Annotated in this window: 19 protein-coding genes and 1 pseudogene; 12 read left to right on the top strand and 8 right to left on the bottom strand. The window is 69.4% G+C overall.

Features of this window, described 5'->3' with window-relative positions; all coding sequences use genetic code 11:
- From nadC to LJ657_RS35560, 7 genes are all read left to right on the top strand, one after another.
- On the top strand, positions 1–978 hold the full coding sequence (gene nadC / locus LJ657_RS35590) for a carboxylating nicotinate-nucleotide diphosphorylase (protein ID WP_232653047.1): 978 nt from the start codon (positions 1–3) through the stop codon (positions 976–978).
- A gap of 9 nt (positions 979–987) precedes the next feature.
- The gene (locus tag LJ657_RS35585) at positions 988–1,785 is read left to right on the top strand and encodes a type III pantothenate kinase (RefSeq protein ID WP_232653046.1); all 798 of its coding nucleotides are present in this window, start codon (positions 988–990) and stop codon (positions 1,783–1,785) included.
- 130 nt (positions 1,786–1,915) lie between these two features.
- Positions 1,916–2,575, top strand: a complete 660-nt coding sequence (locus LJ657_RS35580) for a hypothetical protein (RefSeq protein WP_232653150.1) — start codon at positions 1,916–1,918, stop codon at positions 2,573–2,575.
- Positions 2,576–2,648: 73 nt separating this feature from the next.
- On the top strand, positions 2,649–2,828 hold the full coding sequence (locus LJ657_RS35575) for a hypothetical protein (protein ID WP_232653045.1): 180 nt from the start codon (positions 2,649–2,651) through the stop codon (positions 2,826–2,828).
- A gap of 156 nt (positions 2,829–2,984) precedes the next feature.
- A complete protein-coding gene (locus LJ657_RS35570; protein ID WP_269787295.1) occupies positions 2,985–3,416 on the top strand; it encodes a BlaI/MecI/CopY family transcriptional regulator in 432 nt (143 codons plus the stop codon).
- Between the two features lie 9 nt (positions 3,417–3,425).
- Positions 3,426–3,968 carry an amino-acid N-acetyltransferase gene (locus LJ657_RS35565; protein WP_232653043.1) on the top strand — a complete coding sequence of 181 codons (543 nt, stop codon included), beginning with the start codon at positions 3,426–3,428 and terminating at the stop codon, positions 3,966–3,968.
- Between the two features lie 262 nt (positions 3,969–4,230).
- Positions 4,231–4,566: a histone-like nucleoid-structuring protein Lsr2 gene (locus LJ657_RS35560; RefSeq protein ID WP_232653042.1), complete on the top strand. Its 336-nt coding sequence runs from the start codon at positions 4,231–4,233 to the stop codon at positions 4,564–4,566.
- Between the two features lie 8 nt (positions 4,567–4,574).
- Here the strand turns inward: LJ657_RS35560 and LJ657_RS35555 are convergent, their stop codons facing one another.
- Positions 4,575–5,234, bottom strand: coding sequence for an SCO3374 family protein (locus tag LJ657_RS35555; protein ID WP_232653041.1), 660 nt, complete (start codon positions 5,232–5,234; stop codon positions 4,575–4,577).
- A gap of 430 nt (positions 5,235–5,664) precedes the next feature.
- On the opposite strand from LJ657_RS35555, the gene LJ657_RS35550 reads away from it, so the two are divergent.
- Positions 5,665–8,193, top strand: a complete 2,529-nt coding sequence (locus tag LJ657_RS35550) for an ATP-dependent Clp protease ATP-binding subunit (RefSeq protein WP_232653040.1) — start codon at positions 5,665–5,667, stop codon at positions 8,191–8,193.
- A 68-nt stretch (positions 8,194–8,261) separates the two neighbouring features.
- Here the strand turns inward: LJ657_RS35550 and LJ657_RS35545 are convergent, their stop codons facing one another.
- Positions 8,262–8,861, bottom strand: coding sequence for an HAD family acid phosphatase (locus tag LJ657_RS35545; protein ID WP_232653039.1), 600 nt, complete (start codon positions 8,859–8,861; stop codon positions 8,262–8,264).
- 447 nt (positions 8,862–9,308) lie between these two features.
- On the opposite strand from LJ657_RS35545, the gene LJ657_RS35540 reads away from it, so the two are divergent.
- Complete coding sequence (locus LJ657_RS35540) at positions 9,309–10,031, top strand: M23 family metallopeptidase (protein WP_232653038.1); 723 nt, start codon at positions 9,309–9,311, stop codon at positions 10,029–10,031.
- Positions 10,032–10,044: 13 nt separating this feature from the next.
- Here LJ657_RS35540 and LJ657_RS35535 read toward each other — a convergent pair whose 3' ends face one another.
- The gene (locus LJ657_RS35535) at positions 10,045–10,632 is read right to left on the bottom strand and encodes a TetR/AcrR family transcriptional regulator (protein ID WP_232653037.1); all 588 of its coding nucleotides are present in this window, start codon (positions 10,630–10,632) and stop codon (positions 10,045–10,047) included.
- A 166-nt stretch (positions 10,633–10,798) separates the two neighbouring features.
- On the opposite strand from LJ657_RS35535, the gene LJ657_RS35530 reads away from it, so the two are divergent.
- Positions 10,799–12,376, top strand: coding sequence for an MDR family MFS transporter (locus LJ657_RS35530; protein WP_232653036.1), 1,578 nt, complete (start codon positions 10,799–10,801; stop codon positions 12,374–12,376).
- A gap of 125 nt (positions 12,377–12,501) precedes the next feature.
- A pseudogene (locus tag LJ657_RS49150) lies at positions 12,502–12,744 on the top strand (hypothetical protein); the annotation flags it as partial.
- 270 nt (positions 12,745–13,014) lie between these two features.
- Here LJ657_RS49150 and cseC read toward each other — a convergent pair.
- The 5 genes from cseC to LJ657_RS35500 all read right to left on the bottom strand — a co-directional run bounded on the left by cseC (position 13,015) and on the right by LJ657_RS35500 (position 17,525).
- Positions 13,015–14,484: a two-component system sensor histidine kinase CseC gene (cseC, locus tag LJ657_RS35520; protein ID WP_372488020.1), complete on the bottom strand. Its 1,470-nt coding sequence runs from the start codon at positions 14,482–14,484 to the stop codon at positions 13,015–13,017.
- Positions 14,373–15,077, bottom strand: coding sequence for a two-component system response regulator CseB (cseB, locus tag LJ657_RS35515; protein ID WP_232653034.1), 705 nt, complete (start codon positions 15,075–15,077; stop codon positions 14,373–14,375). The genes cseC and cseB overlap by 112 nt, the downstream gene beginning before the upstream one ends.
- A gap of 78 nt (positions 15,078–15,155) precedes the next feature.
- Complete coding sequence (locus LJ657_RS35510; protein WP_232653033.1) at positions 15,156–15,788, bottom strand: hypothetical protein; 633 nt, start codon at positions 15,786–15,788, stop codon at positions 15,156–15,158.
- Entirely contained in the window at positions 15,776–16,315 is a 540-nt protein-coding gene (locus tag LJ657_RS35505) for a SigE family RNA polymerase sigma factor (protein WP_232653032.1), read from the bottom strand. The genes LJ657_RS35510 and LJ657_RS35505 overlap by 13 nt, the downstream gene beginning before the upstream one ends.
- A 262-nt stretch (positions 16,316–16,577) precedes the next feature.
- Positions 16,578–17,525 carry an HhH-GPD family protein gene (locus LJ657_RS35500; RefSeq protein ID WP_232653031.1) on the bottom strand — a complete coding sequence of 316 codons (948 nt, stop codon included), beginning with the start codon at positions 17,523–17,525 and terminating at the stop codon, positions 16,578–16,580.
- A 150-nt stretch (positions 17,526–17,675) separates the two neighbouring features.
- Between LJ657_RS35500 and LJ657_RS35495 the strand changes: the two genes are divergently transcribed.
- A complete protein-coding gene (locus tag LJ657_RS35495) occupies positions 17,676–18,488 on the top strand; it encodes a hypothetical protein (RefSeq protein WP_232653030.1) in 813 nt (270 codons plus the stop codon).
- Positions 18,489–18,578 lie beyond the last annotated feature (90 nt).

Below are 18,578 nucleotides of genomic sequence, written 5' to 3'. Positions count from 1 at the left end.
GTGAGCACCCCCGACCTTCCCCTCGCCTCGACCGGAGGCTGCGGCGACGGCTGCGCCTGCGGCGCGGACGCCGACGCGGAGTACCTGGAGTGCGGGCTCGACCCGGCGCTCGCCCAGCTCCTGGCCGACGCCGGACTCGACCCCGTGGAGGTCGAGGACATCGCAAACGTCGCCATCCAGGAGGACCTCGACCACGGTGTGGACGTGACGACCGTCGCGACCATCCCCGAGGAGGCCGTCGCCACCGCCGACTTCACCGCGCGCGAGGCGGGCGTCGTGGCGGGCCTCAGGGTCGCCGAAGCGGTGATCTCGGTGGTCTGCACGGACGAGTTCGAGGTCGAGCGGCACGTCGAGGACGGCGACCGGGTGGCGGCCGGGCAGAAGCTCCTGTCGGTCACCACGCGCACGCGCGACCTGCTCACCGCCGAGCGCAGTGCGCTCAACCTGGTGTGCCGCCTGTCGGGCATCGCGACCGCCACGCGCGCGTGGGCGGACGTTCTCGAGGGCACGAAGGCACGCGTGCGCGACACCCGCAAGACGACGCCGGGCCTGCGCTCCCTGGAGAAGTACGCGGTCCGCTGCGGCGGCGGCGTCAACCACCGCATGTCGCTGTCGGACGCGGCCCTGGTCAAGGACAACCACGTCGTCGCCGCGGGCGGTGTCGCACAGGCCTTCAAGGCCGTACGGGAGACCTTCCCCGAGATCCCCATCGAGGTCGAGGTCGACACCCTGCACCAGCTGCGCGAGGTCGTCGACGCCGGCGCCGACCTGATCCTGCTGGACAACTTCACACCCGGCGAGTGCGAGGAGGCGGTGGCCCTGGTGCACGGCCGCGCGGCCCTGGAGGCGTCGGGCCGGCTCACCCTGGAGAACGCGAAGGCGTACGCCGACACCGGCGTCGACTACCTCGCCGTAGGAGCCCTGACCCACTCCTCGCCGATCCTCGACATCGGCCTCGACCTGCGAGCGGCGGAGTAGGTACCGGCCATGCTGCTGACGATCGACGTAGGGAACACGCACACCGTCCTGGGCCTCTTCGACGGGGACGACATCGTCGAGCACTGGCGCATCTCCACCGACGCGCGCCGCACGGCGGACGAACTGGCGGTGCTGCTGCAGGGCCTGATGGGCATGCACCCGCTGCTTGGCGACGAACTGGGCGACGGCATCGACGGCATCGCGATCTGCGCGACCGTGCCGTCCGTGCTGCACGAGCTGCGTGAGGTGACGCGCCGGTACTACGGCGACGTGCCCGCCGTGCTGGTGGAGCCGGGCGTGAAGACGGGCGTGCCGATCCTGACCGACAACCCCAAGGAGGTCGGCGCCGACCGCATCATCAACGCGGTGGCCGCCGTCGAGCTGTACGGCGGCCCGGCGATCGTCGTGGACTTCGGTACCGCCACGACGTTCGACGCGGTCTCCGCGCGCGGTGAGTACATCGGCGGCGTCATCGCGCCCGGTATCGAGATCTCCGTGGAGGCGCTCGGCGTCCGGGGCGCGCAGCTGCGGAAGATCGAGGTGGCCCGGCCGCGGAGCGTGATCGGCAAGAACACGGTCGAGGCGATGCAGTCCGGGATCATCTACGGGTTCGCCGGACAGGTCGACGGGGTCGTGAGCCGGATGGCGCGGGAGCTGGCGGAGGACCCGGACGAGGTGACGGTGATCGCCACCGGCGGGCTGGCACCGATGGTGCTGGGCGAGTCGTCGGTGATCGACGAGCACGAGCCGTGGCTGACGCTGGTCGGGCTGCGGCTGGTGTACGAGCGCAACGTGTCCCGCATGTGAGGGCGGCCCCGCGGCGCAACCGGGTGCCTCAAACTGCGCCACACCCGCCCCCTATGTCGAAATATGTCGAATTTGTCTGATTAGCGCGTATCGTCGCCGCATGCCCACGCCATACGGATCCCGCGGCGGCATGGCGTTCGGCGTGGAGGAGCTGCGTGTGCTCCGCCGCGCCCTCGCCCTCGCCCTTCAGTCAGGCCCCACTCCTGCCGGGGACGTCCAGGACTGTCTCCGGCTCGCCGAATCCCTCGACGAAGCCATGCGCGAGGGCGCCAGGCTGCGTGCCTTCCTGGTGGCCGACCTCGCGCGCTACCGCGCCGCCCTGCCCGGCACCAGCGCCGACTACCTCGTACTCCTCGAGGAGGCGCTGGGTGCCGGGTACCGCCCGGACCCCGACGACCTCGCCGCCCTCCGGGCGCTGCGCGGCAACCCGGCCGCCTCCGTGCTCCTGGGCCGCTGCCGGATGCTCGCGGAGCAGGACGTACGCGCCCGCCTGGCGCGCGATCCGGCCGGCGCGGCAGCCCCGACCGTCCCGGCCGCCCGCAATCGCCTCACGGCCGTTCAGGGCGGCCTCAGGGGCGCCGGGACGCACGCCGGGCCGGAGATCGACCGGGACCCCGCGAGGAAACCCGAGAAGAAGCCCGCGGAGAAGCCGGCGGCCCCCAAGCCGGCCCCCGCCCCGGCGGCCCCGAAACCGGCCCGTCCCATTCCGACCCCGGGCGAGGTCTTCCCCCGCCGCAAACCCACCCCACCGTCCGGCTCCACCCCGCCCCGGCACCTCGCCGCCGGCTGACCCGGCCCGAACCGCCCGGAACCACCCCAACCCCGCCCCGCCCGCCCCGCCGGCCCGTGGCTACCCTGGACGCATGGACTACCTCTCCGCGCTTGTGCCCCCGGTCGTCATGGCCGTGTTCTTCATCGGCGTGATCAGGGTGATCGTGAAGACCCAGGGCGGGGCCAACAAGGCCAAGGAGGACGCGGCCGTCGACGCCGCCCTCGCGCACGCCGAGGGGGTCCGGCAGGCCCCCGCCAGGACCGACGGCTGAGCCCTCTCCCCACGGCGCCCCACCGGCGTACGACTCCTGCGCGCGCCCGCGCCGTCGAGTCGTACGCCCTTTTTGTTCGGGTATGCCAGTGAACATGCCCGTCCGGCACGCCAATGGAGAGTTCTCCCACTATTGTGCTGAGGTGTGCCTCGCCCATTGGGAGAACTCGAAGACGCGGTCATGACGCGGGTGTGGAAGTGGAACCGCCCGGTGACCGTTCGAGAAGTCCTGGAAGACCTTCAGCAGGAACGGTCCATCGCGTACACCACGGTGATGACCGTTTTGGACAATCTCCATCAGAAGGGCTGGGTGCGCCGCGAGGCGGAAGGCCGGGCCTATCGATATGAGGCCGTCTCCACCAGGGCCGCCTACGCGGCCGCTCTGATGAACGACGCCTGGTCGCAGAGCGACAACCCCGCAGCCGCTCTCGTCGCCTTCTTCGGGATGATGAGCGATGAACAGAGACGGGCCCTCAGTGACGCCGTGCGCATCGTCCAAGGGCCGGAAACACCCGAAGCGGCCCCGGATACCGGCAGCGATACCGCCGGCGAGAACCCCGGGTCGGCACAGGAGGGTGACGGGCGATAGCGTCCGCTCATGTCAGCAGAGAGTCCCGAAGGTCCCGAAGTCAGCGCTAAAGCCATCACTGTCCGGCGGGCCCGCACCAGCGATGTCCCGGCCGTGCGCCGTCTCCTTGACACGTACGTCCGCGGCCGCATCCTGCTCGACAAAGCGACGGTCACCCTTTACGAGGACATCCAGGAGTTCTGGGTCGCCGAACGGGACGACAACGCCGAGGTGGTCGGCTGCGGCGCGCTGCACGTGATGTGGGAAGACCTCGCGGAAGTCCGCACTCTCGCGGTGAAGCCCGGCCTGAAGGGCGCCGGTGTCGGGCACCAGGTGCTGGAGAAGTTGCTGCACACCGCGCGCTGGCTGGGTGTTCGTCGCGTTTTCTGTCTGACCTTCGAAGTGGACTTCTTCGCCAAGCACGGCTTCGTCGAGATCGGTGAGACACCCGTAGACACCGATGTCTACGCGGAGCTACTGCGTTCCTATGACGAAGGCGTAGCGGAGTTCCTGGGTCTCGAACGGGTGAAACCGAACACCTTGGGCAACAGCCGGATGCTTCTGCATCTGTGATCGCCGATCACCATGACGCATTCCGCCGCCCATGCCCGGGTTCCCTATGTCCGAAACGCGTATGTTTCCGGACGGAGTGGGTGTGTGCCCAGCACTCGGCTCCGGCACTGGGTCTCGCGCTCGGTCTCTCCGAGGGGTTTGTGTTTTTCCGGCAAAAGCGGTTTGCTTTCCGACGTACTGCAGTACTGCATATAACAGGGGACGGCGAAACGGCGGACGCCGCAGACCCCCGGCCCTCAAGTTTTGGATGAAAGGAAATCCGGTGGCACAGAAGGTTCAGGTCCTTCTTGTCGATGACATCGACGGCGGCGAGGCGGACGAGACCGTCACGTTCGCGTTGGACGGCAAGACTTACGAGATCGATCTCACGACCGCCAATGCGGACAAGCTCCGTGGGCTTCTCGAGCCTTACGTGAAGGGTGGTCGTCGTACCGGAGGCCGTGCCTCCGGCGGACGCGGAAAGGCGCGTGCCGCCACCGGTGGCAGCCAGGACACCGCGCAGATCCGCGCCTGGGCGAAGGAGAACGGTTACGAGGTCAACGACCGCGGCCGTGTTCCGGCGTCGATCCGCGAGGCCTACGAGAAGGCCAACGCCTGATCGCTGGTCTACGGCAGGGCCAGGGGCTGGGCGCACGCGCGCCGCAGCCGCAGTCGGTGGCACCGCGTCGCCACCGTGTCCACAAGTCGTACGAGATCGGGGGCGCCCCCACCGCCCCTCACAGCCGACAGCGTCGGCAGCGAGGCCTCGACCGCGCACCCCGGCTCGGGGGGCCGCAGCCACTCGGGGGGCCGCAGCCATACGGCGGCCCCCTGCATGCCCGAGCGGCCAGCAGGACGTACCCCCGCAGGCCGTAGACCCGCGGGCCGTACGTCGGACGGCGGCGTCCCGGGCGGCAGCGGCGCGTCCATGACGCAGCCCGGGCCGAGCGCCCCGAGGTCGAGCGTCAGCGCGCCCCACTCCAGCCAGTCCAGCAGCCCCGGCAGTTCGTCCGCGCTGCCCGCGGCCACCAGCAGCCGGATCCGGTCCCCTTGTACGGCCACCGGAGAGCCAGGCGCGAGATGCCGCAGACCGGCCAGGCCCGCCTCGGCGGGGACGTCCAGGACGTCGAAGCGGTCGCCCACGCGGAGCCGTACCGGAGATCCGGGGTCTGCCGCGCGCGCGGGCACTGTCGCCCAGCCCAGTTCGTTCTCGTAGAACCGCCTGACCCGGTCGTCCGGATCGAGCGGCCGACGAGGGAGCGGGACCGTGGAGAGGCTGCCAACCATGCCAAGGGCAACCGCCCGAAGGGCTTGCGGGTTACGCTGGGTGTTCTAGTGGATGCGCAGAGTGCCTGAAAAGGGGGCGCGCGGGGGTGCGGGGTAGTGCAAGGTTGTTCGCCCATAGCGGAGCGAACCGGTGCGCGCGGCATGGAGTGTCAGTCCCAGCGGGTAAGACATCCCTAGTGGGAGGGGGCGACACGCAGGCAAGGTGGTCTCACGTTCGCCATCGGCGTACTGATGGTGAGGGTAACCACCTGGCCTGCGGGAACATCGTCTCGCACCATCGGGTTGGAGCAGATGTCGGCGTCACGGGTCAGGAGGCCATCGACGGTGTCGGCAGTTGGAATGAGCGGTCCCCGCTTGCGGGACTAAGCTGCGGAAGGACAGGGGCGGGAAGTTCCCCCCACTGCCTGACCGCTCTGAGGAGCGATTAACGATGTTCGAGAGGTTCACCGACCGCGCGCGGCGGGTTGTCGTCCTGGCTCAGGAAGAAGCCCGGATGCTCAACCACAACTACATCGGCACCGAGCACATCCTCCTGGGCCTGATCCACGAGGGTGAGGGTGTCGCCGCCAAGGCCCTTGAGAGCCTCGGGATTTCGCTCGAGGCGGTCCGCCAGCAGGTGGAGGAGATCATCGGCCAGGGCCAGCAGGCCCCGTCCGGGCACATCCCCTTCACCCCCCGTGCCAAGAAGGTCCTGGAGCTGTCGCTCCGCGAGGCCCTTCAGCTGGGCCACAACTACATCGGCACGGAGCACATCCTGCTCGGCCTGATCCGTGAGGGCGAGGGCGTCGCCGCCCAGGTCCTGGTCAAGCTGGGCGCAGATCTCAACCGGGTGCGGCAGCAGGTCATCCAGCTGCTCTCCGGTTACCAGGGCAAGGAGACCGCCGGCGCCAGTGGCGGGCCTGCCGAGGGCACCCCCTCGACGTCCCTGGTCCTCGACCAGTTCGGCCGGAACCTCACCCAGGCCGCTCGTGAGTCCAAGCTCGACCCGGTCATCGGGCGCGAGAAGGAGATCGAGCGGGTCATGCAGGTGCTGTCCCGCCGCACCAAGAACAACCCGGTCCTGATCGGTGAGCCCGGCGTCGGCAAGACCGCCGTCGTCGAGGGTCTCGCCCAGGCCATCGTCAAGGGCGAGGTGCCCGAGACCCTCAAGGACAAGCACCTCTACACCCTCGACCTCGGCGCCCTGGTCGCCGGCTCCCGCTACCGCGGTGACTTCGAGGAGCGCCTGAAGAAGGTGCTCAAGGAGATCCGCACCCGCGGCGACATCATCCTGTTCATCGACGAGCTGCACACGCTGGTCGGTGCGGGTGCCGCCGAGGGTGCCATCGACGCGGCTTCCATCCTGAAGCCGATGCTGGCCCGCGGTGAGCTGCAGACCATCGGTGCGACCACGCTGGACGAGTACCGCAAGCACCTGGAGAAGGACGCGGCCCTGGAGCGCCGCTTCCAGCCCATCCAGGTCGCCGAGCCGTCCCTGCCGCACACGATCGAGATCCTCAAGGGTCTGCGCGACCGGTACGAGGCGCACCACCGTGTCTCCATCACGGACGAGGCCCTCGTCCAGGCCGCGACGCTGGCCGACCGTTACATCTCGGACCGCTTCCTCCCCGACAAGGCGATCGACCTGATCGACGAGGCGGGCTCCCGGATGCGCATCCGCCGGATGACGGCGCCGCCGGACCTCCGCGAGTTCGACGAGAAGATCGCCGGCGTGCGCCGCGACAAGGAGTCCGCGATCGACTCGCAGGACTTCGAGAAGGCCGCCTCCCTCCGCGACAAGGAGAAGCAGCTCCTGGCCGCCAAGGCCAAGCGGGAGAAGGAGTGGAAGGCCGGCGACATGGACGTCGTCGCCGAGGTCGACGGCGAGCTGATCGCCGAGGTCCTCGCGACCGCCACCGGCATCCCGGTCTTCAAGCTGACCGAGGAGGAGTCCTCGCGTCTGCTGCGCATGGAGGATGAGCTCCACAAGCGGGTCATCGGCCAGGTCGACGCTGTCAAGGCGCTGTCGAAGGCGATCCGTCGTACGCGCGCGGGCCTCAAGGACCCGAAGCGCCCCGGTGGTTCGTTCATCTTCGCCGGCCCGTCCGGCGTCGGTAAGACCGAACTCTCCAAGGCCCTCGCCGAGTTCCTCTTCGGTGACGAGGACGCGCTGATCTCCCTCGACATGTCGGAGTTCAGCGAGAAGCACACGGTGTCGCGTCTGTTCGGCTCGCCCCCCGGATACGTGGGCTACGAAGAGGGCGGCCAGCTGACCGAGAAGGTCCGCCGCAAGCCGTTCTCCGTCGTCCTCTTCGACGAGGTCGAGAAGGCCCACCCGGACATCTTCAACTCGCTGCTGCAGATCCTGGAGGACGGTCGCCTGACCGACTCCCAGGGCCGGGTCGTGGACTTCAAGAACACGGTCATCATCATGACGACCAACCTCGGCACCCGGGACATCTCCAAGGGCTTCAACCTCGGCTTCGCCGCCACGGGTGACACCAAGTCCAACTACGAGCGCATGAAGAACAAGGTCTCGGACGAGCTCAAGCAGCACTTCCGCCCCGAGTTCCTCAACCGAGTGGACGACGTGGTCGTCTTCCCGCAGCTGACCCAGGCCGACATCCTCGCGATCGTCGACCTGATGATCGGCAAGGTGGACGAGCGCCTGAAGGACCGGGACATGGGCATCGAGCTCTCCCAGTCCTCCAAGGAGCTGCTGTCCAAGAAGGGTTACGACCCGGTGCTGGGTGCGCGGCCGCTGCGTCGCACCATCCAGCGCGAGATCGAGGACACGCTCTCCGAGAAGATCCTCTTCGGTGAGCTGCGTCCCGGTCACATCGTGGTCGTGGACACCGAGGGCGAGGGCGAGACCCAGACCTTCACCTTCCGGGGTGAGGAGAAGTCGGCGCTGCCCGACGTCCCGCCGATCGAGCAGGCGGCCGGCGGTGCCGGGCCGAACCTGAGCAAGGAGGCGTAAGCCGCAGGGCGACGCCAGAAGGGGCCGGTGCTCTCGAGCACCGGCCCCTTCGTCATGCCTGCCTGCGGTTACGACAACTGCCCGTTGTAGTCCGGGAGTTTGAACGTCTGGTCGGCGTGGCCACCGGAGAGGTCGGTGGCGCTGTTGCCTATGTTCGCGATGATGTCGTAGCCCTTGTTCTCGATGTCGACGCGCTGGGCCGTCTTGTAGGCGGCGACGTCCTTGAACAGGTCGAAGAAGCCGCGGACGTACAGGCCGGAGACGTCGTAGCCGTCGTGCTCGAGGTTCCACTCCGTGGGCTCTTCGATGATGCCCGGGCGGGCCGTGACGAAGAACAGGGAGACGCCGTGCTCCTGGGCGTACTCGGCGACGTTCAGGACCGGCTTGTTGGCCGGCTGCGGGTAGCTGAAGCCGAAGTCCGTCTCCAGCGTGGTGTTGTCGATGTCGAAGACGATCGCCTGCTTCTCGCCCGGCTTGGCCGCGGCGATGCGCTGCTTCAGGTAGGGCAGGGCCTGGTCCATCACCGTCTGGCAGTCCTTCTGCCAGGTCGCGTAGTCGACCGCCGCAGTGCTCGTTGCCGCGTTCGCGGGGGTGGCGAGGGCCACGAGGGCAGAAGCGGAGACTGCGGTGACCGCTGCGCGGCGCGCCCAGGGGCGTCGGCTCGTCATGGTGGGGGGTCCTCTCACGTCCGTATGCCGTTGTCTTGTGCATGTTCGGCGCCGAGGGTGGCGTGAGGGGAACCGTAGGGTTACCGGGTGGTAAGTGGCCAGAGATGTGCGTCACATGACGCTTTTTTCGTGGAGCGGGTGGATCTTGCCGGCCGGTGACATGCCGCACAGGCGATGTGGCCGGTACTAGGACGGATAGTGGTCGGCCCGACGGGAGGGGAAAAGGGTCTCTTCCCTGAAATCTCTGGGGCAATTCTGCTATTGCGGGACGATTATTCCGTTATTGGGGCTGTGTCAAAGAGAGGGAAGATTTGGGATGAAGTACTAGCTTCCGTCGTAGATCACAGGTTTTGGGCTTCGAGGGTCTCCGGGTTACCAAGGGATGGTCCATCCGGCAGCCGCTTGTGCGCCGGGTGGTTTTCTCTGCCCCCGACCCCAGAGGTTCTTATGTCTTCGCGTGTCACGTCCCGCTCTTCCCGTACGTCCCTGCTGCGCAGCCGCGCGGCTGTCCTGGCCGCCGGGCTGGGAATGTCGGTCGTGCTGGGCGCAGGGGTCGCGGCCGCCGCCGATGCCACTTCCGCGTCCAGCGCGGCGAGCGCCGTTTCCGCGTCCAGCGCGGCGAGCGCCGTCAAGGCGCAGGCCGCCGCGCAGGCCAAGGCCGCCGCCACCGCCAAGAAGGCCGCCCAGACGGCCGCTGCGAAGAAGGTGGCCGCCGAGAAGGCCGCCAAGGCCGCTGCCGCCAAGAAGGCCGCCTCCTGGATGCACCCGGTGAGGAAGTACCGGCTCTCCGCGAGCTTCGACCAGGCCGGCGGCATGTGGCAGCACAAGCACAGCGGGCAGGACTTCGCGGTGGCGAGCGGCACGGACGTCGTCGCCGCGCACGGCGGCACCGTCGTCAAGGCGGGCGGCAACGGCGCCGGTGACGGGCCGGCGTACGGCAACGCCATCGTGATCAGGCACGGCAACGGGACCTACTCGCAGTACGCCCATCTGTCGCGGATCGACGTCCGGGTCGGCCAGGTCGTCGCCACCGGGCAGCACATAGCCCGGTCCGGGAACACCGGTAACTCCAGTGGCCCGCACCTGCACTTCGAGATCCGTACGACCGCGAACTACGGCTCGGCCGTCGACCCGGTCGCCTTCCTGCGCGCCAAGGGCGTGACGGTCTGAGGCGGCAGGTGGCTCAGGCGTTGTGGTGAGCCTGGGTCACCAGGTCCGTCGCGACCTCCAGGATCGCGGCCCGCTTCTTCTCGGGGTCGGCCTCCAGTTCCTGGAGGAAGAACATGCCGGCGTGCAGGGTGAAGATCGCGCTGACGCAGCGGACCTGGTCGACAAGGTCAGCATGTGGGTCGATGATGATCTCGCGCAGGCCCTGCATGCGCTCCTTGAAGGTCTCGCCGACGCGCAGCTCCCGTACCGTCGCCTGGTTCTCCTGCATGAAGCGGAACAGCGGCGCCGCGCCCGCCAGCGTCTCGCTGTAGCGCCGTACGATCTCCTGCTTCGTCTCCAGGGTGTGCGGCTGCCGTCGGCCCCACTCGATCAGGTCGAGGATCGGCTGGGTCAGATCGTCGAAGATGCTGACCAGGATCTCTTCCTTGGTCTTGAAGTGGTAGTAGAGCGCCGCCTTGGTGACGTCGAGGCACTCGGCGATCTCGCGCAAAGACGTCTTTTCGTAGCCCTGCTCGGCGAAGAGCTCGAGCGCCACGTCCTGGATGCGCTGGCGGGTGTCGCCGCGGCGCTGCCGCTTGGTGCCGTCCATGGTGCCGCTCATCCTCGCGCTCCTCACGCTCCCTGCAGACTTACCTGTTCGCCCGACCAGATAACTTACTTGACGCCCGGCTAGTTACGGGTCTAACTTTTTCCAGTGTAGACAGCTAGCCGGGCGGCAAGTAAGTGGCCGGCCGGGGGGAACCGCAGGACCCAGGGGAGTGGGAATGATGGCGGACACAGAGACGGTCGAGACAAAGCCTGACAAACAGCCAAAGAGCGTACGGGTCGTGCTGCTCGCGCTCATGATCACCATGATGCTCGCGATGCTCGACAACATGATCGTGGGCACCGCGATGCCGACGATCGTGGGCGAGCTCGGCGGCCTGGAGCACCTGTCGTGGGTGGTGACGGCGTACACGCTGGCCACCGCCGCGGCCACCCCGGTGTGGGGCAAGCTCGGTGACATGTTCGGGCGCAAGACCACGTTCATGACCTCGATCGTGATCTTCCTGATCGGTTCCGCGCTCAGCGGCATGGCCCAGAACATGGGCGAGCTGATCGGCTTCCGGGCGATCCAGGGTCTCGGCGCCGGCGGTCTGATGGTCGGTGTCATGGCGATCATCGGTGACCTGATTCCGCCGCGGGAGCGCGGCAAGTACCAGGGCATGATGGCCGGCGTCATGGCGCTCGCGATGATCGGCGGTCCGCTGGTCGGCGGCACCATCACCGACAACTGGGGCTGGCGCTGGTCGTTCTACATCAACCTGCCGCTCGGCGTGTTCGCGCTCGGTCTGATCAGCGTGGTGCTGCATCTGCCCAAGAAGCGGTCCAAGGCAGGCATCGACTACCTCGGTGTGGTGCTGCTGACTGTCGGCATCACCTCGATCGTGCTGGTCACCACCTGGGGCGGCTCGCAGTACGCCTGGACGTCCGCGCGGATCATGGAGCTCATCGGCATCGGTGTCGCTTCGCTCATCGGGTTCGTGTTCTGGCAGACCAGGGCCGCGGAGCCGGTGGTGCCGCTGCACATCTTCCGCAGCCGCAACTTCACGCTGATGTCGGTCATCGGCTTCATCACCGGGTTCGTGATGTTCGGTGCGACCCTGTTCCTGCCGCTGTACCAGCAGTCCGTGCAGGGCGCGTCCGCGACCAACTCCGGTCTGCTGCTGCTGCCGATGCTCGGCGCGATGCTGGTCACCTCGATGGTGGCCGGGCGGGTGACCACCAACACCGGCAAGTACAAGGTGTTCCCGGTCGTCGGCAGCGTCCTGATGATCGTGGGCCTGTACCTGCTGTCGACCATGGACACGGGCACCTCGCGCTTCACGTCCGGTGTCTTCATGGCCGTCGTGGGCCTGGGCATGGGCTGCCTGATGCAGATCACCATGCTGGTCGCGCAGAACAGCGTCGAGATGAAGGACATGGGTGTCGCGTCCTCGTCGACCACCCTGTTCCGTACGCTCGGCTCCTCCTTCGGCGTCGCGATCATGGGCGCGCTGTTCAACAACCGGGTCCAGCACGTCATGACCGAGCGGGCCGGGGCGCTGGGTTCGAAGATCACCGAGAAGTCGGCGCAACTGGACGCCAAGAGCCTGGAGAAGCTGCCGGCGGTGGCCCGCGAGGCCTACCAGCACGCGGTGTCCTCGGGCACGCACTCGGCCTTCCTGCTGGGGTCGATCGTGGCCGTGGGGGCGCTGGCGGCGGCGGTGTTCGTGAAGGAAGTCGCGCTGCGCGGGGCGGGACCGGCCGCGTCCAAGCCCGGCCAGGACGAGGTCGCGCAGGCGCCGGTTGTCGAGGCCGTGTGATCCGTCGATGAGCTGAAGGCCCCCCGGTCGGTGTCCGCCCCGGGGGGCCTTCTTCATGCCCCGGTGCCGGACTGCGGGTGGCTTGGCCGATCTCGGGGACGGCTGGCGCGAGCGGCCCGACATGGATGTCGACGCCACACGCCGGGCGCGGAACCGTGGTTCGAGGACGCCTTTCCGGCGTTCGAGGAGTGGCTGGTGAGCAAGGCCGCCTTCGACCCGGCGTTCGCGGGCGGCAACGCCGCGATCACCGCCGGCGCCCTTGCGCCGCAATGGAGTGGTCGGGGAGCCTTCGGCCTCGCTCGTGGCCCGCGCCCCGGCCCGTCGAGGATCTGGTGGTGGAGCGGGCCGAGGAGGGGGTGGATCAGTACGTCGTCCTCGGCGCCGGGCTGGACACCTTCGCCCAGCGCCGGGTGCCATGGAGGGCGCCCGGGCGGCCGGGACACCCTTTCCTCGGCTTCCGCCGGCCGCCGCAGGCCCTCGCGCCGACTCGCGAGGCCGGATTCCGGGACGCCCGGCATGTCTCGGCGGCCGACCTGGAGCACCCGTGCTTCACCGGCGCGACGGACGGTCTGCGGCCGTCGACTGCGGCCGTCGACGGGGGAGGAGCTGCCGCTCGCCACCACCCGACCCCCGAGTTCCTAGGGCAGCAACGGGTAACTGCCCGTGTTCGTCGGCGCATGCTCCGGCAGCCACAGCACCGCCACCGCGCCCTCCGCCGGTACGTGATCCGGTGCGCCCGCCGGGCGTACGTTGCGGAAGGTCAGGCGGGCGCCCAGCACGCGGGCCTGGCCGGCGGCGATCGTGAGGCCGAGGCCATGGCCGTGGCCCGCGCGGTCGGCGCTGCCCGTGCGGAAGCGGCTCGGGCCCTCGGCGAGGAGGTCGGAGGGGAAGCCGGGCCCGTGGTCGCGGACCCGGATGACCCGGCCCTCGACGGTGACCTGGATCGGCGGCTTGCCATGCCGGGCGGCGTTGGCGAGCAGGTTGAACAGCACGCGTTCCAGGCGGCGCGGGTCGGTGGTGAGCATCGACTCGTGCACCACCCGCACCTCGACGGCCGGGTCCTTCGCCGCCACCCGCCGGGTCACGAACTCGCCGAGCAGGATGTCCTGCAGCTCGGCCCGCTCGGAGGCGCTGTCGAGGCGGGCCACCTCCAGCACGTCCTCGACGAGGGTGCGCATGGCCTTGGCACGGTCCAGGACCAGCTCCGTGGGGCGGCCGGGCGGGAGCAGTTCGGCCGCCGTCAGCAGACCCGTCACCGGCGTGCGCAGCTCGTGCGCGATGTCCGCCGTGACCCGGCGCTCGGCCTCCAGGCGTTGCTGCAGCGTGTCCGCCATGGCGTCCACCGCGCGTGCCAGGTCGTCGGTCTCGTCCCGCACGACCCCGCCGATCGCGTCCCGCACCCGTACGTCCGACTCGCCTCTGGCGACCTGGTTCGCGGCGGCCGCCGCCTTGCGCAGCCGGCGCGAGAGCTGGCCACCGATGAGGACGCCCAGCGCGCTGCCGCCGAGGACCACCGCGATGGAGCCGATCACCAGGGCCTGGTCGAGGTCCTTGAGGGTGCTGCGGTCGGTGAACCCGGTGTGCAGCGACAGCACATGCCCGTCCTTGACCGGCACGGCCGCCCAGATGTCCGGTCCGCCGCCCCGCCGGTCGGTCACATAGGTCGCCCGCCGACCCTCCTCGACCTTCTCCCGCAGCGCCGACGGCAGCTGCGGATCGTCGATCTTGATGTTGGGGAAGAGGGTCCGGCTGGGGATCTCGTAGTTGCGCTGCGCGATCTTGATGCGCTCGTCCGCGAGGTCGCGCGCACTGTCCAGCATCGAGACCCGGGCCGCGTTGTGCACGACCAGGCTCAGTGCGATCGCCACCAGCGCGCCGACCAGTGCGATGGCCGCGCTGAGTTTCCATCTCAGGCCCGTGCGCATGCCCGTACCGTCTGCGGCGCTCGCCGCGGCCGGGCTCCGGAAGATCCCCCGCATGTCCCTGGTGTCCCCGCTCAGGCCTTCAACTTGTAGCCGAAGCCGCGGACCGTCTCGATCCGGTCCTGGCCGATCTTCGTGCGCAGTCGCTGCACGTGGACGTCCACCACGCGCGTGTCCCCGCCCCAGCCGTAGTCCCACACCCGCTCCAGCAGTTTGTCGCGCGACAGGACCGTGCCCGGCGCGGAGGAGAACTCCAGGAGGAGCCGCATCTCGGTCGGCGTCAGCGCCACCGGCTGCCCGGCCCGGCGCACCTCCATGCCCTCGGTGTCGATCTCCAGATCGCCGAAGCTCAGCACACCGCCGGCCACCTCGGCCGGGACCTCGTCAGCCCGGTCGCCGCCGCTGGCGTGACCGAAGCGCCGTAGCACCGCACGGATGCGCGCGACAAGTACGGCGCCGTCGAACGGCTTGGTCACGTAGTCGTCGGCGCCCGCCTCCAGTCCCAGCACCACGTCGATCGAGTCGGCCCGCGCGGACAGCATGATCACCGGGACGGTCGACTCGTCGCGGATACGGCGGCACAGACTGACCCCGTCGAGGCCGGGCACCATGACGTCGAGCAGCGCGATGTCGGGGCGGTTCGCCCGGAACGCCTCCAGGCCGGACAGCCCGTCGGGCATCGCGGTGACCGCGAAGCCGTCCCGCTCCAGGGCGAGCTGGGTGGCCTCGCGGATGACGTCGTCGTCCTCGACGAACAGGACGTGGGTCTGGTCTGCCATCCCGCTGCTCTCAGTTCTCGTGTCGGTCGTGGCGTACGCACTGCTGCTTGGTGGATCGTTCCGAGCGGTCCGAACGGTTCACGAGGACGGCGACGCGTCGCCCCCGACGGCGTTGCTGTAGTCGTTGCGCGTGTTGTACCGCCTGACGAAGTGGCCCGATGCCCAGATGTACGTGGTCACGGTCTCACCGGACGGACTCGACATCGGGTCATTCTTCTCGTAGACCTGCTTCGTCACCACCAGGTCGCCGCGGTCTATCTCCGCGTAGACCGGTGGTTCCTCGGTCCGGAAGACATTCTCGTACCGACCGCCTTGTTCGCGGTACACATACGAGCCGACACCGACCGCGTCCCCGCAGGTCAGCACGTTCACCACGATGTCGTCGGAGTATCCGCCGGTCAGTTCGCCGTACGACACGTCGATCGGGTACTCGTCCGCGACGCACGGCTTCAGGTCGCGCTTGACCTCCGCCGAGACCATCGGGTCGTCCTTGACCAGCTTGACCGCGTCCACATGCGTGGTCTTCGAAGGGCTGGGTGTGGGTGAGGCAGCCGCGCCCATCACCGAGTCGGCGTGCGCCGGGCCCTCGTCACGGGCTCCGGTGCCGCCGGTACCGCAGGCGGAGACGAAAAGGGCGAGGGCGGCGAGCACGGCCATCGCCGTGTACGCCGCCTGCAAGGTCCCTCGGCCCGAGTCGGTCAGACCGCGCAACGCTCCTGCTCCCCACGCTCCAGCGCGCGTGCGTCCAGATCGCGGCTCTCCAGCTCCTCACGGAGCCGGGCGAGCGCCCGGTGCAGCGTGCTCTTGACCGTTCCGGCCGACATGCCCAGGGCTGCGGCCGTCTCCTCCGTCGACATCTGCTCCCAGTGTCGCAGGACCACGACGCTGCGCTGCTTGGGAGCCAGCACCTTCATGATGTCCATCAGCAGGGCGCGGTCCGCGTGCTGATCGGTGGAGTCGTCGACCGAGGCGTCCGGCAGCTGCTCGGTCGGGACCTCCTCCAGCTTCCGGGCCCGCCACCACTCGGTCCGCGTGTTGATCATCACGCGCCGCAGGTAGGCGTCCGCGAGTCGCTTGTCCGCGATGCCCTCCCAGCGGCCGTAGGTCCGCACCAGCGCCGTCTGGAGCAGGTCCTGCGCGTCCACCGGGTCCGGGACCAGCCGGCGGGCGCTGCGCAGCAGCGCGTCCTGCCGGGTGCGGACGTACTCCTCGAACTCGAGCACCTCGCCCTGCGCCATGTTGAACCGCCTCCCGATCCCCGTTACCGGCCGGCTTGATCACCGTCGGTCTGTTCCGTGACAGCCCGCTTCTGCCGGGCACGCAAATGAAGCTACGGAGGTGTTGTCACGGCGTTGTCCGAAGCAGCGCTCGGCTAGCAATCGGCTGTCCGTCGGTTGTGTAACGGGCATGGGAACGGGGTAAACAGGTGTACTGAATCGCTCGCTTATGGGGTGATTTGGCAGGCCGGAGAGGTGTGATGCGCCGTGACGTTACGAGGGGTTACGTCAACGGCAGCCGATACAAACCACCGGACAGCGGCTCCACGAGACCGTCCGCCACGAGCCCGTCGAGCGCCCGCGCGCGCTGCACCGGCTCGTGCCATACCCGGTCGAGGACCGACTGCGGCACCGGCGCGTGGGCCTCACGCAGTACGGCCAGCAGCTTGCCGCGCACCTGCCGGTCCGTCCCCGCGTACGTCTGTCCGCGCCGCGGCGGCCCGTCGTGCTCGGGCTTGCCCGCGAGCCGCCAGGCGCACTGCGCGGCGATCGGGCAGCGGTGGCAGGTCTCGTTCTTGGCGGTGCAGACGAGCGCGCCGAGCTCCATGGAGGCGGCCGCCCACCGCGCGGCGGTCTGCTCGTCCTCGGGCAACAGGGCGCGGGCGAGCTTGCGTTCGGCGGCGGTGGTGGCGTTCGGAGGGTACTGGACACCGGTGACGGCGCGCGCGAAGACCCGGCGCACATTGGTGTCGAGCACCGCGTGCCGCTGCCCGTAGGCGAAGGAGGCCACGGCCGCGGCCGTGTACTCGCCGATGCCGGGCAGCGCGAGCAGCTGGGCGTGGTCGGTGGGTACGTCCCCGCCGTGCCGCTCCGTTATGGCCACGGCGGCGCCGTGCAGCCGCAGAGCCCGGCGCGGGTAGCCGAGCCGGCCCCAGGCGCGGACCGCCTCGCCGGGCGCCTCCCGGGCGAGGTCGGCGGGGCGCGGCCAGCGGGCCAGCCAGTGTTCGTAGACGGGCAGCACGCGGCTCACAGGTGTCTGCTGCAGCATGAACTCGCTGACCATCACACCCCAGGGACCGGCTTCCGGGAGCCGCCACGGCAGGTCGCGGGCGTGCTCGTCGAACCAGTCGATGACGGGGTCGTGGAGGCCCTCGCCGAGAGGGGAACCGGCGAGGGCGTCGCCCGGGCCGTCGGCGGGGCTGCTGTGCGGGGGCTTCGTGGGCGCAGTCATGGCGTTTCCGATCCTGCCATGGCCCCGGTCGGTTGGGCCGCCGTCCCGCGCGCGGTGCGTCGTGCGGACCGGAATGATGATCCGGAAAAGTTGACGAACCGGCGGCGGGTGGGGCCAGCGAAGGCGCTGATCTCTCGTACAGTTTGCGCCGTGGGATCTCTGCGCAATCCTGTCGGGCCGCTCCCCTCCTCCATCTACTGGCGACGGAGGGTCGTACTCGTGTCTGTGGTCGCCTTGTTGGCGCTGCTGATCATGTGGATCGTCCTGTCGGGTGGCGGCGGCGCCAAGAAGGACGACGGGGCGAACGGCCACACCCCCGCACCCACGATCACTGCGGGGCCGTCGAGTTCGGGTCCCGCGATCAGCCAAGCGCCGGGCGGGCGCGACGAGTCGAGCGGCGGGGGCTCCAGCGGGTCGGGTTCCGGGGACAGTTCGGGGTCCGGTTCCGGCTCGGACTCCGGGTCCGGGGGCTCCGACGGGGCGGCCGGCGGCGGTACGGCCGGTGTCGGCTCCGGCATCGGGGTCGGCCGGGGCGACACGATTCCGGCGAGCTCCCCCATCCCCAACTGCACCACGAGCGCAGTGAGGTTGACGGTGAGGAGCCTCCACAACACCTACTCGCCCGGTCAGACGCCCGCTCTGCTGCTGACCGCGACGAACACCTCGGGCCTCGACTGCAAGATCGACCTCGGGCCGAAGAACGCGGTGCTGACGATCACCCAGGCCGGCAGCGACAACAACTACTGGTCCTCCGCCGACTGCCCCCAGGGCTCCGGCAGCCTGGTGTTCCGGGTGCCCAACCGCAGCAGCATCACCTACACGGTGAAGTGGGACCGGAAGCCGAGCGCTCCCGAGTGCGCGACGCCTCCGGCGGGGTCGGCCGGGGCGGGCACGTATCTGGTCGAGGCGGCGGCACCGGGGTTCGCGAAGTCGCAGATCTCGTTCATGCTCAAGGACGACTAGGCGCTCCGCCGGGGGTGCCGCCGTGGGCCGTCTTTCGTCTGCGGCTCCGTCGTGGCTGGTCGCGCCCGCGCGGCGGAGCCGCATGCTGAT

The sequence above is a fragment of the Streptomyces guryensis genome, assembly GCF_021261325.1.
GTDB lineage: Bacteria > Actinomycetota > Actinomycetes > Streptomycetales > Streptomycetaceae > Streptomyces > Streptomyces guryensis.
The sequence above is the reverse complement of the archived record's forward strand: the minus strand, read 5'-3'. Positions and strand labels throughout refer to the sequence as shown.

Bases quoted from the DNA above. Each gene is read 5' to 3' on its own strand.
- LJ657_RS35540 (WP_232653038.1), top strand. From the start codon at position 9,309: ATGTCTTCGCGTGTCACGTCCCGCTCTTCCCGTACGTCCCTGCTGCGC.
- LJ657_RS35555 (WP_232653041.1), bottom strand. From the start codon at position 5,234: ATGGTTGGCAGCCTCTCCACGGTCCCGCTCCCTCGTCGGCCGCTCGAT.
- LJ657_RS35585 (WP_232653046.1), top strand. From the start codon at position 988: ATGCTGCTGACGATCGACGTAGGGAACACGCACACCGTCCTGGGCCTC.
- LJ657_RS35505 (WP_232653032.1), bottom strand. From the start codon at position 16,315: ATGGCGCAGGGCGAGGTGCTCGAGTTCGAGGAGTACGTCCGCACCCGG.
- LJ657_RS35565 (WP_232653043.1), top strand. From the start codon at position 3,426: ATGTCAGCAGAGAGTCCCGAAGGTCCCGAAGTCAGCGCTAAAGCCATC.
- LJ657_RS35500 (WP_232653031.1), bottom strand. From the start codon at position 17,525: ATGACTGCGCCCACGAAGCCCCCGCACAGCAGCCCCGCCGACGGCCCG.
- LJ657_RS35545 (WP_232653039.1), bottom strand. From the start codon at position 8,861: ATGACGAGCCGACGCCCCTGGGCGCGCCGCGCAGCGGTCACCGCAGTC.
- LJ657_RS35535 (WP_232653037.1), bottom strand. From the start codon at position 10,632: ATGAGCGGCACCATGGACGGCACCAAGCGGCAGCGCCGCGGCGACACC.
- LJ657_RS35580 (WP_232653150.1), top strand. From the start codon at position 1,916: ATGGCGTTCGGCGTGGAGGAGCTGCGTGTGCTCCGCCGCGCCCTCGCC.
- LJ657_RS35530 (WP_232653036.1), top strand. From the start codon at position 10,799: ATGGCGGACACAGAGACGGTCGAGACAAAGCCTGACAAACAGCCAAAG.
- LJ657_RS35550 (WP_232653040.1), top strand. From the start codon at position 5,665: ATGTTCGAGAGGTTCACCGACCGCGCGCGGCGGGTTGTCGTCCTGGCT.
- LJ657_RS35575 (WP_232653045.1), top strand. From the start codon at position 2,649: ATGGACTACCTCTCCGCGCTTGTGCCCCCGGTCGTCATGGCCGTGTTC.
- cseB (WP_232653034.1), bottom strand. From the start codon at position 15,077: ATGGCAGACCAGACCCACGTCCTGTTCGTCGAGGACGACGACGTCATC.